Below are 22259 nucleotides of genomic sequence, written 5' to 3' on the forward strand. Positions count from 1 at the left end.
GCTCACTGCCAATCGGTACCCATATTAACAAATCTATCATTCACATCGCCGTATGATTTCTTCGACTTCTTGCTAGGTTCAGTGCCTGTTTTAGACGTAATAGAAGGCTTACCGCTAACATGAACATTATTAATAATCAACTGCTCTTTATCCCGTCGTCTTGGCAATCCCGTTTCGCCTAAAAAGTCTCGAAGCTTACCTTGACGAGTAAGAATCTTGTTACGAGCAATAGCTATAGCGTCTTTGTCTTTCAGCGTATCCGCAATGTTATATTCTCGTTTCGCTTTACGAATATCCCTTTCAAGACCACGTTGCTTCTGAACTTGCTTTCCGCGTTCTTGCGCTTCTTCTGGGTCGTACTGAATTTGGTTATTGGTATTCACTCCTTCGATGAATGGAAAAAGTATGTGCCGGCAGTTAATTCCTCTCAAGCCGCCTGGAGTACCATACCCAAAATCATAAACGCTCGGGTAATCTGGATGGCCGGATGGATTACTCATTGAAGCGACCTTCCCCTGAATCTGCGAACAGGCTTCACGAGCATCTGAATAACTATTAACTAGCACTAAATCCACGCCGTATTCATCCATTCGAGAAAGTCGTAACTCATTATAAGTGTTATTGACAGTCGAGCGAATTACAGTTTCCACATACCTTTCCATCTGCCACACATTGCCGCCTTTATCGACAAAGGACGTTGCGACACCTTTGTTGCCCCACTTAGTGACCGTTTCAGCAACCGCTTGATTAATAGTCTTTGTTCCGGCCAACACCTTACCCGTCGATTCCTCAACGATTTTACGGTACATGTTAGTAGCTGTTCCCGGCCCGTAATTAGTGGAGATCAATGTCTGGTTAACAAAGTTGTCTATTTCTCTAAAGGATTGTTTAACGAAGCTTTCAAGTATCTTATCTATCTTAGTAGGCATCGGCAATTTCTTATAAACGTACTTTAATTCTCCGTCAATCCCGGCAATCGTGTCATATCCAACATCTTTAAACATTTCGTTTATAGCATCCCTGGATACCCCTGTAGTTTTTGCTAATTCAGCGATTACATCGTTATTAAACATCCGTAACTGCTGCATCTTTTCGATTCGCCATTGGAGCACGTAATCCTTACCCAGTTCTTGCGGTGTTTTTAACCGCTTGGCAATCATCTGAAAGATTTCATCTTCTAAGGCGACGTAAATATCGGATACTTGCGACGTGTAGAAGTTTAGTTGATGGGGAGTGATTTTTGGACGTTGAGACATTTAATCACTCTCTTTCGCCAAACAAACTAATTTCACTTTCAATTTCCTTATAATCTGGTGATGATCTTCGTTCCTCTTTTTGAATCTCCGCAAGGATCTCCAACGCTTCTTTTTCCGTCACACCATGAATCTTCATGATTGCTAACTTTTTAGATGTTGTACCCATACTCAACAACATAGCTTGCTCTTTAATGTCTGTAGTCCTGTCTTGAGCAATCGAATCATCAAATGTTACCGTCACTCCGTATTTACCTGTTGGACGACTAAACACGTCATACAGTTCTGCTAGCTGGACAATAACCTCAATTAATTCAATCAATCCCGCTTCAACAATTGTTTCATGTGATTGTTTCGTGCGGAATGTCTTAGAGTTCTCGCTGACAACCTCTGTCGCTGTTTTCATGCTCTTGCCATCAAATGCGAATGAACCACTGCTGAACCCCGTCTGCATGGATAGAAGATTGAGCAACGCATTAATAGCAGCAACATGTTCTTCAACACGTAATTCAACCGTGTTATCAACAATCTTGTTGTCATCCATGTTGCCTGTCTGCATCGCTTCATAAACTTCATCGTTTGCATCAAAGTATCTTTGCGGTAAACCGTGTTCGTCAATTACAGTACGAACCGCTGCAGCTGGAACAATAATTCTGCGTTTACCAAGTCGAAACTCTCTTTCAAACGAATCATAAGCAACATCGAGTGATTTCAACGTGTCTAGTGCATGGGAAAAGATCGGCACACCCAGCGGACTGGTCATGTCGATGTGATTTGCCGTGTTTGGTGAAAAGTAGACAAACAATGAACGTTTTATCCCTTTCACTCTAACTTCATCTTCAAGTTTAGGATAAAGAGTATCTAACGGGACTTTCTTTCCTAGCTCCGTAGCATTTTCACTAACGTATAATTCATTCTTAATTACATATTCATCGGACTCTCGTAAGTGCCATTCAAGATGCGTATAGACCTTCTGACCTTTTCGGGTTTGGTTCGTGAACACCGCTTCGAATATCCCTTTGTTATCCCAAGCAACGGGAATGAAGCAATCAGGCGTTACATAAGAAAGTTTAATTTCGCCATCTTGAAAATACGGTTTAATAACCATGCCACCTAATGCGAATTGGTATTCTAAATAGTCCTGAAAGTGTTTGTTAAACTTGTTGTCTTTGAGAATGCCATCAATATGTTCAGCTAAATCTTTATCATCGATGTTGATTCCGCAACGCTCATTAAAGATTAAAGTTGCCATCTCTTGCGAAAGAACCTTCGGCATATTTAAAGTGGCCATACGTCTTTTCTTTGGTCCGTTGATTGTCGTGTATTCTAAATCATGCCACTCAGCATTCCCTTGGTATAGTGCCTTCCATTGGGCGATGCGCTGATAATACTCATCATTAATCGGAATCTCTTTTATATCTGATAACCGCTTTATGTTTCTGACTAATCCCATCTTTTGCATCACCGCCTTTATCTTCGACATCATTGATTTAAACAATGGATCACCGCCTTAAAACGCATTATAAAAAGATGCTCACAATTTACGTGAGCATCTTTCGTGTGCGAACTATAAAATTACTGCCAATTATGGTTGTTCTCAAACAACTCTTGACCTATCGATTTCCATGAAACAAATCCATTTTCCGTTAATTTCACCACATGCTCAACATTATCTTTATTCCAAACAGTGAGCGCATTATTCAAACCTTTAAATGGTCTCATATCTTTAATTGGTCTTAAGTAATCAAGAGATTCGTCTTCTTTCATCAGGTCCATTACTTCCTCGTACTTCAATCCGTAAATGTCGATACCTTGCATATCTCCACCACCTAATTATTTGATAACTCCATTATACCACCTTAGAATTTCAATCCTAATTTACGCCTGTTGTCCATTACGAAATATTGGAACATGTCGACGGTGTGATCATCGATTTCAACAACTTTAGGTTTTGCTGTCCGCAACGAATCTGCATCCCACTGGAACTTTCGATGTTCTTCAATGAAAATCCGATTGTTCGACGTGTCCAAATAATAAAAACGCCCCTGAGCTAATAAGTCATGGACGTAATCGATCATATCTATTTTTAAGCCTTTAGCTACCGGATTGAATCGAATACCATGATCTTTAAAAACTTGGTTACGAAGAGCACCCTCTGCAGAATCGATGGTACTGATATCGATCGGTCTTCTGTACTCTACTCTGATTTCATCCAACCACTCTTTAAATTCTTGTGACAATTCACTTGGGGCTTTCTTGTTAACCTTGTTTTCAGGGGAATAGTAATATACGTCTAATAGAATGACATCCCGCCGCTTTGTGAAAGCGAATGCTCCGTGAGTTGTAGCTGACACTTGATGCCCGGTATCAGTAGCGGTACTAATCATTAGAATGTCATCATTGGATGGTAGTTCGTGCAATGGTTTGAAGTGATTCATGTTGTATACGTTATCACCTAAACCAATAACGATTCCCGCATACATCCATTTCCAATAGTCTTCATCGTTCTCTTTGTATTTCTCAATCTTGCGAATCATCTGATTGGATAGAAAACCTTTTTTATCATCCAGATAAGTTGAATGATGAATAAAATAATCATCATCACTTGTCTTGCTATCAAGCCATTCATTAATCCAACCGTAAGGATTTCTAGGAGGATTGAAAGACAAATAAACCTTTACTTCTTTACCTTCAATCTCTTGGCGAATGAATGTATCTTCAACGATATCGATATCCTCAACGCCCGAAAACTCAGCAGCTTCCTCGAACCATAGGGCCATTACATAACCTTTAGCAATCTTTGCTGATTTTAGTTTCAATGGATCGTCAACGCCGTAAAAATAGAACGCAGTCCCTGTTCGCTTGTGAATGATTTTCATTGGAGATTCACGGAATATGAATTCATCTTGTGCATTTAACATGTAAATAGCCCACTGTATTTGTTCATAAACGCTTGTTCGAAGATACTTAGCAACTTTACGCAACACGATTATGTTACCTTTATCGTCATTCAAGAAATCGATAACAAGCTTCAGGCTGATAACAGACGACTTCATTGACGAACGTCCGCCCTTTGCAACTATGTGAGATTGTTCAGCAAGCCAAAGATCGTAAAAGTTTTCGTTAATCAAATCAAGAATATTAATTACATTAGTTTGAGGATTTCCCATCAAGGACCCTCCTCATTTCATCTTCACTTGTTAAGATAACTGTTCGACTTTCACCTGCGTCTTCTTGGGTTGTTTCGGCTTTAATCTTTGCAATATCCACCTTCAGTTTTTCTTCTTGCAGCCGTTTCTTGTCGTTGTCAGAAAGCACATCAAAGTATTTGGATAGCATTTCAAGGGCTTTCATTTTGTCGGCTAACTTAACAGATATGCCGTCTTTACCTAGTTTTACTTCGGTCAGAATAGTTCCATCCACTTCATAAGATTCTTTGAAATCTACAAACCCGCGCTTATAAGTGATGGGATTAAAGTTGTCATCCAGCAATACATCTCCGGTTTCGGGGTTTCTTTCCGATTCTTCAACGCTTCCGAAATCTACGAAATCTGTTATGTCAGCAAAGGCTATTTGAATGTACTTATTAAGCACGTCCATTGCATCGATGAATATGCCTTGTTGCATCTCACCTCTGAGTCTTCTGATTTCCGCAGCAACCTTACTATTTCTTACGAGCTCACTTCCGGTCACATGCGCTCTGTCTCGACTATACCCAGCCTTAATAGCTGCCATCGTTTGATTAAAACTCTTAATGTAGTAAATACAAAAAAGCCTCTGCTTGTCGGTTAAATCATCCGACTCTACAAAGACTTCTTTTTCTTTTTTCTTCGTTGTAGTACTACGCTTTTTCTTTGTAGTACTACACTCATTCGGTTTTAAGGATGCAGTCCATTTGTCTCTACTCTTCCATGCACTGATTGTCTTAGCTGGAGCATCTACTAATTCTGCAATTGCTTTGTTCGTTATTTCACCTTTATGTTTCTTCCAGATTTCATATGCTTCATCCCGTTTAGGGTTTCTTTTAGACACATCACATCACCACTCAACTTCCTTTCTTTACCGCTTACACGGTAATACGGTATAATAAAAACATCATCTATTTGGAGTTGACTAAAATGCCGGAAATAAAAATCATACTAAGCGATATTCTCAAGGACCGCAACATGACTCAATCTGATTTAGTAGCATTAACAGGAATCCGTTCTGAAGCTATTTCCAAGTTAACTCGTGGCAAAGTCGAACGTTTGTCGTTAGATCACTTGCAAAAAATCATGACCGCACTTGAAATCACCAATGTTGGAGAAATACTTAATTATGTAGGTAGCTCTGTTATTGAGCCTATCACCGAAAGTGAAACTGACCCACTCGATGAACCCATCGAAATGCTAGACTTGCCGTATGCTATATACAACAAACTCCGAAAAGCGTGGTCGCAACCAATTACCACAATTCGTGAATTAATGGACGCCGATTTGGATAAGGTGCGAGGGATCGGAAGGACATTTCAAAAAACGATTACTGAAACGCTAAACGAATACTTAGAAAAGCACCGTAAATAATGCTCGTATGTATGGGGCTGTAGGAGGGGTTATGTCGCTCGAACGCATCCCCTCTTTAATTCTCCCCTTCATTCGTACAGCATTCGTATAACAAGAGTATAACAAGAATAAAAAGAATGAAGAGAATTACTTTCAGCACACTCTTTGACGAACCTTATCTTTCGCCCTATTTATATATATTTGAACTGCACTCTTACTCACTTCTAACTCATCTGCTATTCCACTCATACTCATTCCTTGTCCCTCGTGCAATATATAACACTGCCTCTCTCTTAACGAAAAAGATGAAAGAATATCAGCCATAATAATCTTTACTTCCCTAGTCATAAACAAATGCTTTTTATTGATGTCGTTTTCTTCCCTCAACTGCATTTCAATATCCGGAATCAAATCAATATTTTCATATGAACGCCTTTGATAAACAGCCTTTTCATCAACACCGCGAAAGGTTCCTGGTTGCCTTCCAGTAGTCATCCATTCAAGAGAAAATGACATACTCTCAATCATGCTGTTAATCTGTTTCAAGTCTTGTAATTCAATAGGATTATCTCTGTCGATTAGATCTGCCCGTCTCCTTAATTCTTGTCGCCCGCCCGTATATTCATGAATCAATTTATCCGCCCAACTCAACATAAAATCCCCTCCTATTTGAAATAAAAAAGGACGCCAAACAAGCAATTAAGCTCATTCAACGTCCGTCCGGTCTTCGGTAAGGACTGCTATATTCTTTTATTAAAAATGGGAACTATTCGTACTTTGTGAAAATGTTTATTGATAATATCTTGAAATATTTCCTTTGCCTTTTCATGCGTTTTAGCATACTTTTTATTGATTGCTAGTTTATCTGCGGGATATTTCCACCAGGCATATTCGACTCTGTAGCCGATTATCACTCAAATAACCTCCTGCCCCTCAATTCTGACCCTTTCACTCCGATCTATATCCAACACCTGTCCATTCTTCCAGATGATTAAATCTTGACCGTGTTCCTTCTTGCTGACCTTTGTAAGTCGTCCGTTTTTAACTATATAAAGTGCATCTTCTTTTAAATCTACTACTGTTGTTTTATTCACCAGGACCCCTCCTTGTGTTATACTTTCCTTGTCAGAGGCAGGAGGATTCCTGTCTTTTTTTATGCCTAAAATAGCCCGTGTCTTCGTTCTTTTATATTTTCAAGTTCAGCCTGCTCGATAACCAAGAGCACGACTTCCAACGTTGGCCGTTTCAATTTCTTAGCAATCGTTTCAACATTTTCTCTGTCGTTCCACATCTGTTTAAAAACTTCCGTTTCCCTCACAGTAAACACCCAATTAATCTCAACCTCATCGAGCAGCACACGTTGTTTTTCTTTTGCTTGAATCATTTGAAACCATCCCGAAACATCATTTCAAGTTCGAATTTTACTCGATGTCCTACTTTACCTGTGTTGACGAGTGCTTTGATTTTGTTGAGTTTTTCTTCCAATACTTCATTTTCTTGCATCAAGTGGACAATGCGTTCTATGTTTGATTCGCTGAACATTACTAACCCTTCATGTTTATCTCGAAGTCGTTTGTTTTCTTTTTCCGCTCTATCCGCTCTATTCTGTGCTTTACCAGCAATATTTCTTTCGCTATTCGTGCAGGACTCCCAGTGTTTCGCTAGTTTTTCTAACTCGCGCACTCGTTCTGCTTGTTCGATAAGCCATGCAAGGCCATTTTCTCCCATCTCCCAAATTACGTTCCCATTCCTCTGCATTTGTTTTATTCGTTCCAATCGTTCCGCATCATTCATTTCTTCCCATGCTTCGTCCAATGCTCGCTGTTTTTCTTCGTGCGTGTAATCGCTTATTTTCTCACTCATTTCCTCAACCCCGATCTCACTATATTTTCTGCATACCTCAACTACTGCCAAACATACGGATCATCCGCATTACCACCACCAGCCAACCAATCCGTAATCCGTAATCCGTGCATGTATATCCTGTAATGCTTCTAGTGGTATTTTATCCGCTATTTTTGATATTTCGTTTATTGGATTCATTCGATACTCCTTTATCTACCAGTGTTAATCAAATTCCTTTCATGAGATAATAAACCCTCGAAAGGATGTTTCGCATGAAGAAAAACTTTATTATTTACCCTAGAACTAAAATTGATATGACTGAACCACTCATTGAAATTGTTGAAGCGCCGCTGAAAGTTAAGTTAAAAGCTTACATAACTGGATATCAGGAAGATTACGGCGAATTACCGACTACTGAGCGCATCAGGTCCATATTCGACATATCAAACCAAGACGCTGAAATGGCGTTAGTCGTATTTGGCAAGTGATCACAGTCCTTTTTAAGGACTGTGAATTAAACTAATTTAATGAAATGTTCATTCAAACTATATATTTCCATCCATCTACCATCAGAGTCCGTCAATCTATTGGATTCGGGCGTCGAAATCATTCTGTATGAACCTTCTTCTCTTTCCCAAACGCTACCCACTCTCACTACAAAGTGTTCATTTTCAATAAATGAACCATCACCATCAACAACCTCCAACACCAACGCTTTTACACATTTATATTTAGTCAATTTGGTCTCTCCTTTTTTAATTCACATTTTATATCAAATGTTCACTTGCTCAACCGCCCATATGCATATCCCGACAGCATAATCAGCACACCTGTAACGATGACCGCGATACCTTCCGGAAATGTAATAATTGTCATTCAAACTCTCCTTAAAACTTGCATTTTAGTTGGTCGAAACACTTTGCACATAATTTAAAAGAAATAGCATGGTTGCTATCATCAAATTTGATTGCGATTTCTCTAACCTTTATTCCGTTTTCCATTTCACTTTCGGCGCAAGAATCACATTGATAATACTTGCGCACTACATCAGTAACTGAAATCATTCCCTCACCCATTCCTTATCTTTAAGCCGTATTACAATTAATTCCATCCCGGTTTTCAATTCGAACAATTTCTGCCGCAACGGAAAGTCCCTCGTAACAGGACCTCCTTTTATATCAATAATCTCTACAAATCCATCAATGTAAGTAACTTTAAAGTCTGCTGTATACTTAGCACCTGACTTCTCTCTGATTCGCTTCCCGTTACATAAAGTACAATTAATAGGATTACCCGTTTTAGGACTAGGACGCTTACCTGTCCCGCTGCAACGTTTACAAGTAACTTCGTAACTCTCAATAATTTGATAGACAGGTTGAACCTCAATATTCTTAACCGCCGGATCTTTTTTCAAGTGGATGTAAAACAATCCTTCGGTTTGGGAATCAAAAGTTAAGTTGTCGATTTCAATCGTTTTTGAGTGGTATTGACGTGCTTTCTTTGGCTGTTTAGATGCTTTTGAACGCCTTGGTGACCTTTGAATCCTTTGTGGATTTCTCATTGCGCCACCTTCTTTTTATACCTAAAACACCTTTTACCCTTTTCAACTTTTGCCTCACACCATTCTTGGTTCCAATGCGCTTGAAGCGTGTCCATTACTGACGGTTTTGGGTTTGCATAATGGGTTTGAATGTCATCCAAGATCCTATCAACCGTCATCCAGCCGTCGTCACGGAAATGGTGTTTCAATTTAAATTTAATCAAATCAATAGTTATTGAGTATTCGGTCGGGCCGTCGCCACTTTTCACCCCACCGGTCGTTAATTTGTGGTGCGGTAAAACTCTATGACGAATACTGTTCCGACTTTTTCTATGACGTTTTCCCCAAAATTGAATTTTCGCTTCATCGCCATCCACTTCTATTAACCCAATCCCTTTGTCATGCAATAAGTGGTATGGAACTCGATGGATTCCAACCTTTCGTTTCGGTATCGCAACAAAAACATAATCAGCCGCACCAATCGCATCAATTGCTTGTCCAATCAGATGAAAAGTCATGTTTAGTTTCATTTCAACAATGACTTCATAGCTCTTTCCTACGCCAACAACGTCATAATTCGCAACTTCTGCAAACACATCACAAAACATTTTTTCTTCCAACAAGTTTTTTACCGGATGGAACATGTCGGACTCTTTTAATTTCTTCACTGCGCCACCTGCTCCAGTTCTACAATTTCATCAAGCGTGATCTGGATTCTTTCAAACTCCGCATCCTCAGCCGCTTGTTTTTTTATACATATGGGACCATATCCAACGCCGATGCTTTTAACTGTTTTAAGCGTTTTGCCGCACCTTTTGCATTTCACGCGACCCAACCCCTTTCTCGACCGAAATGCCGTGTTTATTCTGTTGCGCGTTTCGTGATTTTTTATAAGACGGCTTACTCGGAACGTGCATACGCCATCCCTCCAACTGGTAAGCCGCCATTTCTTGATTGTTTAAATGCCCATGAATGTAAATACGATCGTTGCCGACACGTCTAAACATTGTGGTAATCATTTAATAACCGTTGTCTTGCCTTGTGTGATTGATTTTACTTTTCGCATAATAAGCTCTTTCGATTTGGCCTAAAGTAAAATTTAGCGCCTGACCAAGTGATAAGTACGACTGAAACAACTCGATGTACCAACCTAACTCCACATACCTGTTACTATTTGTGGCTCTGCTAAACCTTGTGATATTATCAAAAACTTCGTTAAATTGTTGTGTTAAACTTGGATTTGGTTGACGATATTGAAAGACGATTAATTCCTCATTCACATCAATTTCTAATCCTATTTCCAGAAGAAAACTAAGGTTATCTGCAAATTCTTCCAACAACCCCACTTTCGGTTGCGGGTTCTCCTTCCAATGCTTGAAACCTTGCCATTCGTTGGCCATTTCTCCTAATTCCACCCGTAAGGATAGGATGTGGTTGCCAAGCAGATTTTGATGTTGCAGCTTATGTTTTTCTAAGATTTTCTTCCTTAACACCTTTTGAGTTTCAAACAGTTTTGTTAAATTCACTATTTACGCCCCGTTCCTTGTGGTATTTTCTAGTACCTTCTGCAACATTCTTCACTCGCTGCTCTTCCGTCATCTTCGGCGTGTTAATCGCCTTTTTCCTTGACCACCCAAGATTTTTCATCCTTATCCGCGGTAACCCCATGCCGTTTCCATCAATTCCGAGTCTTTTAGCAATTTCCCGTTCTTCATCTGTCCAAAAGCTCGGCTTCCTCGATTTTCCTTTTTTAATGGTCGCTGCCTCTTCTTCACTCCAACCAAGCGACCTAACTCGATTCGTAAAGATGATTCGATCAACGCCGTGTCTTGCTGCGATTCCTTTCCACTTTCCCCAAGATTCCCTGAAACATCGCCCCACCCTTTTCGGTGTTGTAACCGCCCTGTCGATGTCCCATCCCCGTTCCCAAGCCCTTGTTTCTGCAAGTTCTGCTGTGATTCCGTTCTGTTCAGCAGTTACATAGTCTTGCGATGTAATATAGTGATATCTTTTTTCCACTTTGACCCCTCACTTTCAAAGTTTCGTAGATTAACAAATCAATTCTAATTGCCCCTCGTCATTCGTAGGAAATTCAGACGAATAATCACCACTAAGCAATAACTCGAAAATCGACTCTAAAACTTGAACCACGATGCTATTTCCTGCTTGGTGGTAAAGTGTTCCGTTGAGGAAATCCGCACGTCTTGGATGCTCTTTTTCTGCCGCTTCATAATCAGAATCATCAAAACCCATTAAACGCCAACATTCACGTTCAGTTAGCAAGCGATACTTCCCATTGCCGATAGGAATAATTCCACTGTTTGGACAACGCATTTGCTTAGTTGTAATCGTCCACGCATAATTTTCAATCGGCGTCAACCTCCCACTGAACGGATTGTTAGGATCCTCACCAATTCGACTTAACATGCTTGGTTGCGTAATTGTGTATCGTTCATTTACATCACTTTCGAGAAACGTTTGAACCGACTGCATTTCTTTTTTCTTTAATTTCGAAAAATCAAAGTACTTCCCACTTAATGTTGATACTACAAAGACTCTTTCTCTCGACTGGGGTATTCCAAAATCACGAGCATCCAGGACTTCATATGAATTCGTATATCCCAAATCTTCCATCTCGTTCAAATAGTGATTAAAAGCCGGAATCAACTTTTTGGATAACGCGTTCTTGACGTTTTCCCAAATTACAAATTTAGGCTTCCAAACCCCTAAACTTTTGATGATTTTAATTGTTTCGAAGAGCAAAGAACTTCTAGTTCCATCTTCAGTGTTTCCACCATATTGTTTGCCTGCGATGCTGAAATCTTGACAAGGTGAACCGTGAACGAGAATATCTGGCTGCAAGCTGTATCCGACAACACTTTCCGGCTTGTAACGATTATCAAACATTGCATTATAAGTTCGAACTGCCTTTTCATTCCACTCGACGTAATCAATCGATTTATGGTCAACTCCTAAATTGATTAAGGCTTTTCTCGGTGAACCTATACCACCAAATAATTCAAGAATCTTAACCATTTACCCAACTCCCTTAAAATGGCAAATCGTCATCCGAAACCGTAACCGGACCCCCATTGTTATTAAACGGGTCGTCCGCTTGTCCATGAGATGGTTTAGATGTAGTTTCCTGTCGATTCTGAGCGTTCCGTTGCTGATTTGGTGTATTCGTCTGCCCCGACTGATTACCACCGTTAGATTGAATGCTAGAATCGTTTTTCGAGTTACTACTTCTTGGTTCGAGGAACTGGGTGCTATCCGCTACAACCTCAGTAGTGTAGACACGTTTTCCATCCGTCCCCTCGAAGCTACCTGTCTGGATACGGCCGTCAACTCCGGCAAGACTTCCCTTTTTCAAGTAGTTTGCAACATTTTCAGCCTGTTTTCTCCAAGCAACACAACTGACGAAATCCGCTTCCTGTTCGCCGGCCGCATTTTTGAATGCTCTGTTGACTGCAAGGGTGAAGCGTGTAACAGCGATACCAGTTTGCGTGTACTTCAATTCTGGATCCTTTGTTAAACGCCCGACCAAAACGACACGATTAATCATTTTGCAACCTCCAACAGTTCAGGATTTTCGTAAATGTTGCCGATTATTTCGCCCTTTAAAATTCCGTCATCTAAATATTGATTGTCCCCATCTCCGTAATAACTCACGCAAATACCATATCTACCACCGTCTGCATGTTCGGACCCAATCGGCTCTACAAGCCATCGGAATTCATTTTCTTTGAGGGCGTTCGTTTGAATAACATCCCCCTCGTAAATCTCCACACCGTCCCTGTCTTTCACTCCGGTGTACTGTCCAACCGTTGCCGGAATCACCTTCGCCCAAAATTCATGTGCAATAAATTCCTCGTCCCAATCCGCCAAGTCACCAACAATGAATGGATTACCGGCATTAGTGATTAAGCTCCCTGTCACCCATCCGTTTTCATGCCTAGTATCTAGTTGGTCAAGTTCCTCAATCGGTAAAACTGATTTTCCACGAAATTTGATTTCCCTCATTCCGCACCCTCCATTTCCGCCGAAATCGTTCCGGCCGTTCCTTCTTTCACCCATTTCTCGCAATGATGGTCATGCTCTGTTGGGATTAAAGCACCGTTAGCTTCAGCGCATCCTCCACCTAAAACCCAATGACCACACGACCAGCAAGTAGGTTCGTGTTGCTTTTCGAAAACATAAAAACTTTCTTTCACGAAGCCACCACCACTTTCTTTATCTGCTCGTTCGCCATCTGGACACCAAGCAAGTAAGCTATAAACACATTCGATAACTCTTTTCCACAATCAGCGATACTACTTGCTACTTCAGATTCGAACCAGTCGCAATCCGTATTGTTGTAAGCCGTCCATACCCCCATAGACGAAAATTGTTCATGGCTGCTCCATTCCATCGTCGCGGAAATCAATTCGTCATATAATTCTTTGTCGTCTTCTTCAAGGTCGCTAATGTCGTCAACGTCACACCAATCAATAAAACATTCTTTGATTTCTTGTTGCGCCAAACTGTTGTTAAAATCGTATTTTTCACGGGAATTACACGATAATTTGCCCGTAAAATAACTAAGATTCACGGTATCAAAACTTTCAATTGTTGCATTCCAAGTTAAGTCGTACACCGCATCCCCGATGTCTCCGGAAATAAATAACTTGTTGCCAACCATTACGTACCTGAGTGCATACATGAACGTGCCTGGCTTTCTCCAATCAAGAATTGTTACCCCATCGTGTTCCGTCACCGTTGCCACATGATCTTTAAACCAATTATTCCGGATGTAATTACGTTCTTTTTCAATACGTTCCTTCACGAAGCCACCTCTTTCCGAACCGCCAAAAGTCTCGAAAGTCCGTGTATATCCAACGTCGCCAACTTTTCCTTTTTCAAAGTTTCATAGATTCCGTACGAATTTAATTCTGCGATAAGATTTTCTTTGATACGTTCGTTCATGCTGCTACCTCCTTTTCCCCGAGTTCACGAAGGAGTAAGTCCAGTGCACCCTCTGGCGTTGTTCCCGCTTCCCAACGTAATTCGTTGAGTAGATGGCTAAATTGACGCTCCAGATGCTTGTCCTTTCGGCCTGTGGATTTCCACGCACCCGCTACAAGAATGAGTTGGTTGATGATGTGCTTATGCATCGGAATCACCGACCCTTTTGGCGTACAATGCAGTTTTTTGTTTTTCCCAGTATTCAATTCCACCTCTACAAAATTGAACGCCGACCTGAGAACTTTCAGGAGGCAATCGAATAAACAGTGCGACTCGTCCTGTCGTCGAATTTATAACCACGTCACCCTCTTCAATCTCCGCCCATTTCTGACGATCTTGTTCGGCTTTTATTTCTTCGGGTGTCATTTTGGTTAGGTCTCGTAGATGAATAAATCCCTCCATGGCCACACCGCTCCACTTGGCCCACGCTTTTTCTTTTTCCAATTTCGTTATTTTCCCGATGAATTGCTTCCCGTCTTCTTTGCGTTCGTGCTTTGCCCAATCGCCAATTTTGATCGATGGTTGTTTGACTTCGTAGCCGACATATAAAAGTCTCACAACATCGTCCAAAGACATGTCATTTAAAAATAGATTGCGTTCGTTTACCCAAGGACTCTCAATCTTCTTAAGAAGGATCCCCTCGTTTCGGACATTCACTTTTATTCTTTCAACCGCACCCGCTTGATCCCTCGTTAATACAATTTTTCCAGTCATTTGATTTCCTCGCTTTCTAGAACTAAATTTGGCGCCGCATCCAACACATTCAGCACATGCAACAATTCTTCATCAATCTTGTAAATCAAGATGTTCACTCGATTAAATCCGATTCTTAACGCGATTAACGTTTCTTCTGCGTTCATGTACGTTGAAAGTTCTGGATGAAGACTGAACTCCCTCTTCGCTTCTTCAAGAAAATCCAAGTCTTCTTGGTAGATGTGAGCTGTCAATTCGATTCCTCCTGTATTCGTTTTTCATATTCTTCAACACTGATATCAAGTGCACGAGCCATCGCTTTACTCTTTCGATAGTTGACCGCTTGATTCAACACGCAATTCATGTTGCCAATGATCCGCCACCAAGTGCGACCCTTGTCATCCAGTTGGTAAGCTATTTCGCCACTTTCAAACTCTTCCGGTGTGATATTCGAAGTCATCCAAATTGGTTTATTCGCTCGTTCACGGCCGTTGACAATTTGGAAAATCCAGTCCTTTTCATCCGCCGACAACTTTTGACTGCTCATGAAGTCATCCCAAATCAATAAATCTGCATCCAAGCAAGCGCCCATAATTTCGCCAAACGTTTCGGTATTCTTAAAATTCTTGGTGGCTTGTAATCTGCTGAACAAATCCTTTTCGGTTATGTAAATTACCGCATAACCACTCTTTATCAATGCATTGCCACCACTTGCTGTTATATGGCTCTTGCCATTTCCGGTTTCCCCGAAGATGAAAACGCCTAACTTCCCGCGTTTATCAAAGTTCTTGACAGCCGACATGATTTCTTCGTATGCCGCCTTTGTACCACTTCTGCCTTGAAAGTTATCAAACGTCATGGATTTGATGTCTTCCATCGCGCTACTCAACTTCAACGCCCGATTAATCTTGATTTGTTTATCAGCGTTTTTCTGGTCACTCCAAAACTTTTCGTTTTTAACAACTACACAAGGGCACGCACAATGCACCCACGTCATTACTTTTTTAAACGGGTGTTCTATTTGTGTTTGTGGCCTTCCCATCCCACATACTTCACAAGGAATTGGTTCCGGCTTACTTAAAGAGTCGGACATTCCCGAATTTGCTAGGATTTTGTTCATCGCGTTTTTCATCCGGCGCACTCCTTTCGTAAACAGGTGGTGTAACATTTTTCACGATGCTTGGAAATTTCGGCTTATTCATTTTCAACAGGAGTGCCGTATAGCGACTTCTCAGTTTCGAAGGAGACAATACATTCGGTTTCTCGAAATCATCCTGTTGCACCCAACGCATCAATTCGCCTATTTCTTTTTTATCCCGATTATCAAGTTCAATCATTTTCCGAATATCATCTGACCAAGTTTGCAAGTTAGGTTCTCTTCGTTTTGGATCATTCTTTAATATTTGGCTATAAAAATAATTAGCAAGAATGAAAGGTGGAGAATCTTTGTCGTAAACTTGTTTAGGACTATTCTTTAATTCTTTCTTATTTTCTTTATTATCATTATTAACCTTATTAACATTATTGATTGTGTTCACTTGCTGTTCATCTGTTGTTCGCTTGCTGTTCACTTGTTGTTCACCGCCTTGATGCTCAGACCAGTTAGATACCGTAACGACGCTGTATTTCGTCGTTGTTTTGATGTTCAGCATTTGCCATTCTTCGAAGTTCTTCAACCATCTCCAAAGCGTTATTGCTGAAATCACTTCGGCCTTTTTTGCACCCTTATTAAACTCATCTGCCAGTGCATTTCGACCTGTTACGAACTCCCCAACTTCGAGTTTCACCATCTGATTTCCAACCAATTGATCACGTCCAGAATGTGATGCCTTCATCAAACAATGGATCCAGAGTTTCAGCATATTGGCATTTGAATATATGGGGTTATCCATTAATTTTCTGTGTAAGCTAATCCATCCTGCCACTCGACTTTCCCTCCTTCACCTACTGTTTATTAAGGTACAAACACAAGTTTCCCAGTAACTTCTTGCACTGCTTTTTTAAACATTTCTTCATCTGAATTTGTATTGGATAAGTGGAGTAAATGAATCTCTTGAACTCGTGATAGATCGTTCGCTTTCAAAAATCCAAGCACGTTTTCCAATGAAAAGTGTGAAGCTTTAATTCGTTTTGCAAGGAATCCATGTATCGTTCCGCGTTCGATATTTTCATTAAGAATCGCTTCAGAATAATTTGCCTCAATCATTAAATGGGTAAGGCCGGAAAATTTATATTTGACGTAATAAGTATCTGTCGCAAAAAGTAACTTACTGCCGTTGTCGCTTTGTATCAAAAAACCGTGATTTTCTACGTCATGTTTGACATCGAAAGGCAAAATCGTGAAAGTCCCAATCCTGAACTGTTTCTTGTTTTCATACAGTCTTATCCGGTTGTGCTCTATGCCTGTCTCGTCCGTGGTTGCCTTTGACATGTAAACGTCCAGTGAAGCGTTTAACGCACCTTGCACACCTTTACAGTGGTCTTGATGACTATGGGATATTAAGCAGCCTGATATTTTCGAAGTTTCATAGTTTAAAGCTTGTTGTATCTTTTTAAACTGGATCCCCAGCTCAATTAAGAGCCGGGTTTCTCCGTCGTCAATCAGATAACAGTTACCTGTGGATCCTGTTGCTAAAGTTTTGATAATCACCAACCGGGACCAGAAGATGCTGCAGTTTTTAATGGTTCTGGTTCGGTATAAATATCTTGCTTCGGTGGCTCTGGTTCGATAATTTCACCAGTTTCTTGATTTATATTCGGTTTCGATATAACTGGTTCCGGTGCAAAATCGATCATTTCTGTATTCGCTTTTTCGTTTATTTCTTCTTGTGGACCAACTTCTTTTCTTTCATTGTCATACTCTGCTTCTGTAGAATTATTAATGGCTTGTACAAGTAAATCGCTGTCGTCGCTTGTATTAATAAAAGCTTTAGCTGCACGATTAATCACAGTACGTTTCGCCATTTCTTGCGGAAACTTTTTGTGTACTGCTTGCTGAGTCTTTGACTGACTCCAAGACGCTTCAAATTCCTTTCGAGTCATAACGGTTAGTAATTCTTCATCGTCCGTCGTTTGGATTACTGCATACGCTCCGATGATGTTTTTATCTCTGTTTTCGAATGCCGTTTTATGACTGACTAACTTTTCACGGCCGCGATCATTTTCGTAATCGAATACATCGTCTTGATAGATTACGTTTGCCCATATGTCTTTAACGTTCGTTAGGCGTTTGAGAACTGCTTGTGTGCCGAAGTATGATCGGTTTAACTTGCATGTTTTGTTGTAGTTGATGAAATAACATTGCGTCTTTGCGGGACTTAAACCTTGCGTCACCATGTCTAGCAACGCATTCGCAATTGACGCTTTTGAACAAATCTCCAACAGATTCCCGCCGGCATTATTAGATAGTGCGAAGAATGCACTCTTTAATGCATTGCTATAGTTATAGTTAGTTGGTAAAGCTAAGCCCTCTTCTTGTAATTTTGTTAAGGCGATATTGACATCGTCTGTAATATCCTTCTGAATTAGTGCTACTGATTGAGTTGGTTCTTTAGTCATTTATGATTCCTCCATGTTTTTATTTACAAAGTGGACTGTGTTGAATTGCAGTTCTGAAAAATCTTCAAAATCAACGAGAGAACTTGACTGTCCGACAAGAATGTTTTTGACCGTGTATGTCGCACCCAACGTCAGAATACTCGCAGACCACTTCCGGTCATATCCTCTTCCGTTTTCCGGGTATTTGAAGATAACTTTTGTTCCAGGCTTTGAATAAATATCCATCGTTGCGGGTGGATCTATGAATTCGAACATCATGCTGCACCATCCTCTTCGACCGCTTGTTTTTCAATGCGCAACTGCTTGTCCTTTTCGGAAACAACCAAACTAATAAGTTGTGAATCTGTATCAATTAACTCTGTAACGGACTCAGCGTTATCAAAAACTATAGGAACGCTTACACCGTAGTGTTTTGACAGCGTATTAATAATGTCTAATCCAGAATTGATCCTTGCACCGTTGTTTAACCCTTCGGAAAATGGAACGCCTTTATATGTGACCTCGCACACATCTTGAATGCCACCATTTTGTTGGACGCGGAACAATTTGAATCTCGCATACTTGAAATGTTCGTTAATGCGTTCGCCGAGTAGGTCTACTTCTGAGCGTGTGAACAAGTCGATTAGGTAAAGTCCTTTTTCCGCTTCTTCGAATGCTTTCGCTAAATCCTTTTCCTGTTTTTCAAGTTCAGCAATACGTTTTTTTGCGGTAACTGCATTTGTCTGTTGTGCTATTTGAGCATTGAGTTCAGTTCGTTTGGTACGTAGTACAACAACTTCTTTTTCAATGTCCGAAACCGCACTCTGTGCATTTTCTTTGAGTGTTTCAATACTCTTTTCGATTTCTGTTCTTTCCTGTACTTTGTTCATGTATCGTTTGCCTTTTCGGGCTTCTGCAATGCCCGTTCTAAGCGTATCGACTTCCTCCGTTAACTTTGATACCACTTTTTCCTTCTCATCGATTTGCGAACCCAAGGATGCGACTGTCACTTTCAACTTCTCGATTTGCTCTAGTGTTTGCGTTTTATCTTCCGCAATCGCCTTTCCGATACTATTGATTCCTTCTAGTTCAGTGGCCTTACTTAGATTAAATGCAGCAATCGCCTTTTCTTTTGCCGCTTCAAGTTCTTCGACGGGCAAGGATTGACTACAAGTTGGGCATACTCCATCAGATTTGTGGTCGTGTGTATAAACACGTTCATTTTCCTTTGTCCAACGTGCAAGAAGCGCTGCACGTTTTTCGTCAAACTGGATAATGTCTTTTTCTAACATGTCAGTTCGATGCTCAGCATCATCTTTCTTACGTTTTAAAATCGCAACGTTCGACTGCTCCTCTTGGATTTTCGCGTTAAGTTTAGTAGCTTGTTCAATCGACTCGGATTCCAGTTCGTTCTGGATCGTCTTCAAATCCAATTCGACCTGCTGTAATTCCTGTTGCTTGCTCACTACTGCGGACCCGTTCTTAATATTGTTGATTTGAGTTGCGTGTTCATCAAGTTCCTTCTCGACGACTGCAATTTCTTTTTCTATAGAAGGAACGTCGATATCTTTATCTGGCAACGACATGTGTAGCTCGTCAATTCGAGGCTGGATACCCTCTACTTCTTTTTTAATATGTGTACGTTTCGAAGCGATAATTGCTTTCATATCCTCAATCTTTTTACCTTTCAATATTGCTGGCAAGTCTTTTAATGCGGGATTTGATGCAATTACATCGTCTTGTTCAACCTTTCCAACAACCTCTATAATCGTTGCGCGCTTTTCCGCCACTGTAAGTTGTTCGTTAAAAAATGTTGGTGACGTGAGTAGTTTAAATGTCTTTTGGTCGATAAGTTCGCCTACTTTTTTGTTGTAAGCCCCCGCGCTTAGAGGCACACCGTCAACAAAGTGATCTGTTTCATGGCCTGATTGTTCTTCTGTTAATTGACCACGTTTTTTAACCCAATTTTCTTTGTAAATTCTTTTCAGAGTTAGCGGTTCGCCGTTTACCGTTAATTCCAATTCAACTTCGTGATTTAATCGGTGGATTACTTCCCCGTCAAGGAGTGTTTTAATTCCGAAACGTTCTTTATCCTCACTGCTTTTTCCGAATAGTACCCAATGAAATGCATCCGCAACGGTCGTTTTATATGTTCCGTTGTCACCATAGATAATTAGGTTCAAACCGTCTGCGTCAATCGTTAAGTCCTTGGCTCCTTTGAAATTTTTGAGCTTCATGTTTATCCATTTAATTTCTTTCATTTCGATTCCTCCAATAGTTTAGGATTTTCGTAGATATTGCCCAAGATTTTTAATTCGTCATCAGCCGCATGAACCGCATACAACGGTTCGTCACCGTTTTTACTAAGTAGCCAAAAACAGCCATCAACGAACTCAACAATCCTTTTTTCTTCTCGTTCTCTGTAATGACCACCAGGATATTCTTCAATGAGGTAGTGAAGGATATCACCTTCGTAAATTTCCTTGCCATTCGTGTCTTCCAGTCCTGTAAATTGCCCAATTGTCTTGTGAACGATTGGGACTTCATACCACCGACTGTTGTACATATACCAAACCCCCCGAATATGAAAAGGTTGTCTGTATATCCAGTTTTTGGAATTCAATACTTTTGCCCGATACTTAATTTCCCTCATAACATGTTCCCTCCTTGTCATTTGAGGGGTTCTGTACTAAAATGTAAGTAACTATATTTTCCAGAACCCTGACTCGCTGCTTGAACAGCGGGTTTTTTATATTGCATCTTCGTATCTAATGATTTTTGCAGTCTTACGTAACGAGTAAATACTTACTTGACCCCATGTTTCCGTGAAGTTAGTCATCGCTTGGAGTGCATCGTCTTTTGTTGTGTGTACGACGTATGGATCTCCTTCCTGCATTGACCGGACTTCCCATTCCCATGATTCGTGTTTCAATCTTCTTCACCCCTTTCAGTATTTGGATTCCCGATAATATTCAGCGGCACTTTCAAGATTTCGTTCGTCAAATTCTATTTCCATAGCACTAATAAATTGCTTGATGAAAATATCACTCGTCCAAATCCGTTCAGCCGCCGCAATTGCATATCCAAGGGCCGCTTGATTGCTCCACTCGTCTCCATTGTTAAACAGATGTTTTACTACCGCCTCCAAGTCGGACCGTTTAACTGTGATTGTTGGATGCTCAGCACTAAATGAATTTAACTCGTCTTTCAGGTTGAACATTGCTTCCTTCGTTTTTGCGTTCATAACGTCACCACGCAGACAATAATCCCAAGAAACACTGACCCGCCAAAGATTCCGTACCACCAAACAAAATCACTTGTTGCGATTTCTTCGTCTTCGTCCAAAAAATAACGATTTAACCATTTGATAGTGTTCATTTTGTCATCACCCTTCTTTTGTTTAGATGGTTGAATCCCATCAAAGCATCCAGGAATGAGTAAACCTTAAATTTCTAGGAGGAAATATATCGGTATGGTCCTGGACACTTTGACAAGAGCCAAAGCTCCGTCAATGTGTTACAATAGATTTAACGTATTTGCCGGTTGACACAGCCATGTCAATCGGTTTTTTTGTGTCTAAAACTAGGTTGAATCATTTGGATTCGGACGCCGCTTGCAGATAAACCGTCATTCAATGCATTGAATGCGTTCTCCATGCGCTTTGCTGATTGCATTCGACTGAGTTTTACTAATGCGAGATGCAGGTCCACAGTTCGCTTAATCGATTCATCCACATTGCTTGTCCAAAAGTTCATTTCGATATGTTCTAACTGGTGCATGACTTTCTTGTTTTCTTCGATTGCTTCTGAAATGTCTGTTGCTTTATAATGTCTTTTCATGTTTTCC

At 40.5% G+C, this 22259-nt stretch carries 41 protein-coding genes; 2 read left to right on the forward strand and 39 right to left on the reverse strand.

Annotated elements, in window-relative coordinates; translation table 11 throughout:
- Nucleotides 1–2: 2 nt before the first annotated feature.
- The 5 genes from ACP8HH_RS09975 to ACP8HH_RS09995 form a co-directional block, all read right to left on the reverse strand.
- Nucleotides 3–1256, reverse strand: a complete 1254-nt coding sequence (locus ACP8HH_RS09975; protein ID WP_438310826.1) for a phage minor capsid protein — start codon at nt 1254–1256, stop codon at nt 3–5.
- A 4-nt stretch (nt 1257–1260) separates the two neighbouring features.
- On the reverse strand, nt 1261–2751 hold the full coding sequence (locus ACP8HH_RS09980; protein ID WP_438310828.1) for a phage portal protein: 1491 nt from the start codon (nt 2749–2751) through the stop codon (nt 1261–1263).
- A gap of 77 nt (nt 2752–2828) precedes the next feature.
- Entirely contained in the window at nt 2829–3071 is a 243-nt protein-coding gene (locus tag ACP8HH_RS09985) for a hypothetical protein (RefSeq protein WP_438310830.1), read from the reverse strand.
- 41 nt (nt 3072–3112) lie between these two features.
- Nucleotides 3113–4423: a PBSX family phage terminase large subunit gene (locus ACP8HH_RS09990; RefSeq protein ID WP_438310832.1), complete on the reverse strand. Its 1311-nt coding sequence runs from the start codon at nt 4421–4423 to the stop codon at nt 3113–3115.
- Nucleotides 4404–5285 (reverse strand): terminase small subunit, encoded by an 882-nt coding sequence (locus ACP8HH_RS09995; RefSeq protein ID WP_438310834.1) that lies wholly within the window; start codon nt 5283–5285, stop codon nt 4404–4406. The genes ACP8HH_RS09990 and ACP8HH_RS09995 overlap by 20 nt, the downstream gene beginning before the upstream one ends.
- A gap of 86 nt (nt 5286–5371) precedes the next feature.
- Between ACP8HH_RS09995 and ACP8HH_RS10000 the strand changes: the two genes are divergently transcribed.
- Nucleotides 5372–5815, forward strand: a complete 444-nt coding sequence (locus tag ACP8HH_RS10000; RefSeq protein WP_438310836.1) for a helix-turn-helix domain-containing protein — start codon at nt 5372–5374, stop codon at nt 5813–5815.
- 132 nt (nt 5816–5947) lie between these two features.
- Here ACP8HH_RS10000 and ACP8HH_RS10005 read toward each other — a convergent pair whose 3' ends face one another.
- The 7 genes from ACP8HH_RS10005 to ACP8HH_RS10035 form a co-directional block, all read right to left on the reverse strand.
- The gene (locus ACP8HH_RS10005; RefSeq protein ID WP_438310837.1) at nt 5948–6448 is read right to left on the reverse strand and encodes a sigma factor-like helix-turn-helix DNA-binding protein; all 501 of its coding nucleotides are present in this window, start codon (nt 6446–6448) and stop codon (nt 5948–5950) included.
- 86 nt (nt 6449–6534) lie between these two features.
- Complete coding sequence (locus tag ACP8HH_RS10010; protein ID WP_438310839.1) at nt 6535–6708, reverse strand: hypothetical protein; 174 nt, start codon at nt 6706–6708, stop codon at nt 6535–6537.
- Nucleotides 6709–6888: a DUF3954 domain-containing protein gene (locus tag ACP8HH_RS10015; protein ID WP_438310841.1), complete on the reverse strand. Its 180-nt coding sequence runs from the start codon at nt 6886–6888 to the stop codon at nt 6709–6711. It lies immediately after the preceding gene.
- 65 nt (nt 6889–6953) lie between these two features.
- Nucleotides 6954–7178, reverse strand: a complete 225-nt coding sequence (locus ACP8HH_RS10020) for a hypothetical protein (RefSeq protein WP_438310844.1) — start codon at nt 7176–7178, stop codon at nt 6954–6956.
- Nucleotides 7175–7657, reverse strand: coding sequence for a hypothetical protein (locus tag ACP8HH_RS10025; RefSeq protein WP_438310846.1), 483 nt, complete (start codon nt 7655–7657; stop codon nt 7175–7177). Before ACP8HH_RS10025 ends, ACP8HH_RS10020 begins: the two co-directional genes overlap by 4 nt.
- A 41-nt stretch (nt 7658–7698) precedes the next feature.
- Nucleotides 7699–7743 (reverse strand): hypothetical protein, encoded by a 45-nt coding sequence (locus ACP8HH_RS10030; RefSeq protein WP_438319113.1) that lies wholly within the window; start codon nt 7741–7743, stop codon nt 7699–7701.
- Nucleotides 7727–7837 (reverse strand): DUF6877 family protein, encoded by a 111-nt coding sequence (locus ACP8HH_RS10035; RefSeq protein WP_438310848.1) that lies wholly within the window; start codon nt 7835–7837, stop codon nt 7727–7729. Before ACP8HH_RS10035 ends, ACP8HH_RS10030 begins: the two co-directional genes overlap by 17 nt.
- Before the next feature lie 74 nt (nt 7838–7911).
- On the opposite strand from ACP8HH_RS10035, the gene ACP8HH_RS10040 reads away from it, so the two are divergent.
- Nucleotides 7912–8127 carry a hypothetical protein gene (locus ACP8HH_RS10040; protein ID WP_438310850.1) on the forward strand — a complete coding sequence of 72 codons (216 nt, stop codon included), beginning with the start codon at nt 7912–7914 and terminating at the stop codon, nt 8125–8127.
- A gap of 26 nt (nt 8128–8153) precedes the next feature.
- Here ACP8HH_RS10040 and ACP8HH_RS10045 read toward each other — a convergent pair whose 3' ends face one another.
- The 27 genes from ACP8HH_RS10045 to ACP8HH_RS10175 all read right to left on the reverse strand — a co-directional run bounded on the left by ACP8HH_RS10045 (nt 8154) and on the right by ACP8HH_RS10175 (nt 22252).
- A complete protein-coding gene (locus tag ACP8HH_RS10045; protein WP_438310852.1) occupies nt 8154–8378 on the reverse strand; it encodes a hypothetical protein in 225 nt (74 codons plus the stop codon).
- A gap of 321 nt (nt 8379–8699) precedes the next feature.
- Nucleotides 8700–9200: a DUF1064 domain-containing protein gene (locus ACP8HH_RS10050; protein ID WP_438310854.1), complete on the reverse strand. Its 501-nt coding sequence runs from the start codon at nt 9198–9200 to the stop codon at nt 8700–8702.
- The gene (locus tag ACP8HH_RS10055; protein ID WP_438310855.1) at nt 9197–9847 is read right to left on the reverse strand and encodes a hypothetical protein; all 651 of its coding nucleotides are present in this window, start codon (nt 9845–9847) and stop codon (nt 9197–9199) included. The genes ACP8HH_RS10050 and ACP8HH_RS10055 overlap by 4 nt, the downstream gene beginning before the upstream one ends.
- On the reverse strand, nt 9844–10005 hold the full coding sequence (locus ACP8HH_RS10060; protein WP_438319115.1) for a DUF6011 domain-containing protein: 162 nt from the start codon (nt 10003–10005) through the stop codon (nt 9844–9846). Before ACP8HH_RS10060 ends, ACP8HH_RS10055 begins: the two co-directional genes overlap by 4 nt.
- A complete protein-coding gene (locus ACP8HH_RS10065) occupies nt 9974–10186 on the reverse strand; it encodes a hypothetical protein (protein ID WP_438319260.1) in 213 nt (70 codons plus the stop codon). Before ACP8HH_RS10065 ends, ACP8HH_RS10060 begins: the two co-directional genes overlap by 32 nt.
- A gap of 12 nt (nt 10187–10198) precedes the next feature.
- On the reverse strand, nt 10199–10705 hold the full coding sequence (locus ACP8HH_RS10070; RefSeq protein ID WP_438310857.1) for a dUTP diphosphatase: 507 nt from the start codon (nt 10703–10705) through the stop codon (nt 10199–10201).
- Nucleotides 10683–11198, reverse strand: a complete 516-nt coding sequence (locus ACP8HH_RS10075; RefSeq protein ID WP_438310859.1) for a hypothetical protein — start codon at nt 11196–11198, stop codon at nt 10683–10685. The genes ACP8HH_RS10070 and ACP8HH_RS10075 overlap by 23 nt, the downstream gene beginning before the upstream one ends.
- A 30-nt stretch (nt 11199–11228) precedes the next feature.
- The gene (locus tag ACP8HH_RS10080; RefSeq protein WP_438310861.1) at nt 11229–12215 is read right to left on the reverse strand and encodes a DNA cytosine methyltransferase; all 987 of its coding nucleotides are present in this window, start codon (nt 12213–12215) and stop codon (nt 11229–11231) included.
- Between the two features lie 13 nt (nt 12216–12228).
- On the reverse strand, nt 12229–12744 hold the full coding sequence (gene ssb, locus ACP8HH_RS10085) for a single-stranded DNA-binding protein (RefSeq protein ID WP_438310863.1): 516 nt from the start codon (nt 12742–12744) through the stop codon (nt 12229–12231).
- Nucleotides 12741–13202 carry a YopX family protein gene (locus ACP8HH_RS10090; RefSeq protein WP_438310865.1) on the reverse strand — a complete coding sequence of 154 codons (462 nt, stop codon included), beginning with the start codon at nt 13200–13202 and terminating at the stop codon, nt 12741–12743. The genes ssb and ACP8HH_RS10090 overlap by 4 nt, the downstream gene beginning before the upstream one ends.
- Nucleotides 13199–13393 (reverse strand): hypothetical protein, encoded by a 195-nt coding sequence (locus ACP8HH_RS10095; protein WP_438310867.1) that lies wholly within the window; start codon nt 13391–13393, stop codon nt 13199–13201. The genes ACP8HH_RS10090 and ACP8HH_RS10095 overlap by 4 nt, the downstream gene beginning before the upstream one ends.
- Nucleotides 13390–14004 carry a hypothetical protein gene (locus tag ACP8HH_RS10100; protein ID WP_438310869.1) on the reverse strand — a complete coding sequence of 205 codons (615 nt, stop codon included), beginning with the start codon at nt 14002–14004 and terminating at the stop codon, nt 13390–13392. Before ACP8HH_RS10100 ends, ACP8HH_RS10095 begins: the two co-directional genes overlap by 4 nt.
- Complete coding sequence (locus ACP8HH_RS10105) at nt 14001–14144, reverse strand: hypothetical protein (RefSeq protein WP_438310871.1); 144 nt, start codon at nt 14142–14144, stop codon at nt 14001–14003. The genes ACP8HH_RS10100 and ACP8HH_RS10105 overlap by 4 nt, the downstream gene beginning before the upstream one ends.
- Nucleotides 14141–14332 carry a hypothetical protein gene (locus tag ACP8HH_RS10110; RefSeq protein ID WP_438310873.1) on the reverse strand — a complete coding sequence of 64 codons (192 nt, stop codon included), beginning with the start codon at nt 14330–14332 and terminating at the stop codon, nt 14141–14143. Before ACP8HH_RS10110 ends, ACP8HH_RS10105 begins: the two co-directional genes overlap by 4 nt.
- Complete coding sequence (locus ACP8HH_RS10115; protein ID WP_438310874.1) at nt 14325–14897, reverse strand: hypothetical protein; 573 nt, start codon at nt 14895–14897, stop codon at nt 14325–14327. The genes ACP8HH_RS10110 and ACP8HH_RS10115 overlap by 8 nt, the downstream gene beginning before the upstream one ends.
- Nucleotides 14894–15130 carry a hypothetical protein gene (locus tag ACP8HH_RS10120; RefSeq protein ID WP_438310876.1) on the reverse strand — a complete coding sequence of 79 codons (237 nt, stop codon included), beginning with the start codon at nt 15128–15130 and terminating at the stop codon, nt 14894–14896. Before ACP8HH_RS10120 ends, ACP8HH_RS10115 begins: the two co-directional genes overlap by 4 nt.
- Nucleotides 15127–16008, reverse strand: a complete 882-nt coding sequence (locus tag ACP8HH_RS10125) for an ATP-binding protein (protein WP_438310879.1) — start codon at nt 16006–16008, stop codon at nt 15127–15129. Before ACP8HH_RS10125 ends, ACP8HH_RS10120 begins: the two co-directional genes overlap by 4 nt.
- The gene (locus tag ACP8HH_RS10130) at nt 15950–16801 is read right to left on the reverse strand and encodes a hypothetical protein (RefSeq protein WP_438310882.1); all 852 of its coding nucleotides are present in this window, start codon (nt 16799–16801) and stop codon (nt 15950–15952) included. Before ACP8HH_RS10130 ends, ACP8HH_RS10125 begins: the two co-directional genes overlap by 59 nt.
- Nucleotides 16802–16830: 29 nt before the next feature.
- Nucleotides 16831–17529, reverse strand: a complete 699-nt coding sequence (locus ACP8HH_RS10135) for an MBL fold metallo-hydrolase (protein WP_438310884.1) — start codon at nt 17527–17529, stop codon at nt 16831–16833.
- The gene (locus tag ACP8HH_RS10140) at nt 17523–18434 is read right to left on the reverse strand and encodes a recombinase RecT (protein ID WP_438310886.1); all 912 of its coding nucleotides are present in this window, start codon (nt 18432–18434) and stop codon (nt 17523–17525) included. Before ACP8HH_RS10140 ends, ACP8HH_RS10135 begins: the two co-directional genes overlap by 7 nt.
- On the reverse strand, nt 18435–18692 hold the full coding sequence (locus tag ACP8HH_RS10145) for a hypothetical protein (protein WP_438310888.1): 258 nt from the start codon (nt 18690–18692) through the stop codon (nt 18435–18437).
- Nucleotides 18689–20674 (reverse strand): hypothetical protein, encoded by a 1986-nt coding sequence (locus ACP8HH_RS10150; protein WP_438310891.1) that lies wholly within the window; start codon nt 20672–20674, stop codon nt 18689–18691. The genes ACP8HH_RS10145 and ACP8HH_RS10150 overlap by 4 nt, the downstream gene beginning before the upstream one ends.
- Nucleotides 20671–21066, reverse strand: a complete 396-nt coding sequence (locus ACP8HH_RS10155) for a YopX family protein (RefSeq protein WP_438310893.1) — start codon at nt 21064–21066, stop codon at nt 20671–20673. The genes ACP8HH_RS10150 and ACP8HH_RS10155 overlap by 4 nt, the downstream gene beginning before the upstream one ends.
- A 96-nt stretch (nt 21067–21162) precedes the next feature.
- Nucleotides 21163–21345, reverse strand: a complete 183-nt coding sequence (locus ACP8HH_RS10160; protein ID WP_438310894.1) for a hypothetical protein — start codon at nt 21343–21345, stop codon at nt 21163–21165.
- Nucleotides 21346–21360: 15 nt separating this feature from the next.
- Nucleotides 21361–21657, reverse strand: coding sequence for a hypothetical protein (locus ACP8HH_RS10165; protein ID WP_438310895.1), 297 nt, complete (start codon nt 21655–21657; stop codon nt 21361–21363).
- Nucleotides 21654–21791 (reverse strand): hypothetical protein, encoded by a 138-nt coding sequence (locus tag ACP8HH_RS10170; protein ID WP_438310897.1) that lies wholly within the window; start codon nt 21789–21791, stop codon nt 21654–21656. Before ACP8HH_RS10170 ends, ACP8HH_RS10165 begins: the two co-directional genes overlap by 4 nt.
- 179 nt (nt 21792–21970) lie before the next feature.
- Nucleotides 21971–22252 carry a hypothetical protein gene (locus tag ACP8HH_RS10175; protein WP_438310899.1) on the reverse strand — a complete coding sequence of 94 codons (282 nt, stop codon included), beginning with the start codon at nt 22250–22252 and terminating at the stop codon, nt 21971–21973.
- Nucleotides 22253–22259 lie beyond the last annotated feature (7 nt).

It is taken from the genome of Sporosarcina sp. FA9, assembly GCF_051550205.1.
In the GTDB taxonomy this organism is placed as follows: domain Bacteria; phylum Bacillota; class Bacilli; order Bacillales_A; family Planococcaceae; genus Sporosarcina.